The organism is Vibrio sp. 1727, from assembly GCF_033344415.1.
Classification (GTDB): Bacteria; Pseudomonadota; Gammaproteobacteria; order Enterobacterales; family Vibrionaceae; genus Vibrio; species Vibrio alginolyticus.
Genome location: NZ_JAWPOT010000713.1, coordinates 1 through 505, shown reverse-complemented (window position 1 = coordinate 505; position 505 = coordinate 1). Strand labels below are relative to the sequence as shown.

Annotated in this window: 1 protein-coding gene; it reads right to left on the bottom strand. The window is 44.2% G+C overall.

What is annotated here, in order from left to right; all coding sequences use genetic code 11:
• Positions 1–217 precede the first annotated feature (217 nt).
• Positions 218–505 (bottom strand): NAD(P)H-hydrate dehydratase (locus R8O10_RS27765; RefSeq protein WP_318192299.1); only part of this gene is annotated, 288 nt, incomplete at its 5' end.

Genomic DNA, 505 nt, shown 5'->3' with positions numbered 1-505 from the left:
CAAGACACTCTTTTTTCTTCTTAATTAACAAATTCAACAACTTAAGAAAACCTAAAAGCTAATCCATTGCGCAAACCTTTGCGTCATTCACTTTTACCTTGGCCGATATACCTCTCAAACCTGATTAAAACTCAACCGGTTAACCTTCAATCTCGCGTATACATCTCGAAGATCATTAAACAAATTTCACTTTTAAAGTCACATTTTCGCCCGAGATTCAGTTTTTCGCTCGCTGAATATGAGTCGCAGCGCGAAGAGTCTCCACGACATCTGTGGCTAATAATCCCACTTCTCCATGTTTTTCTGCATTGAGATCGGCTGCGTGGCTATGAATCATGACTCCTAATCGCGCTGCGATAGAGATCGGTAAACCTTTGGCAAGCAGTGCGCCAATCACACCAGAAAGTACGTCACCCATTCCGCCCGTCGCCATGCCCGGATTACCTGCGAGGCACACATACATTCTGACACCATCAAAAACCAGCGTTCCTGCACCTTTTAACAC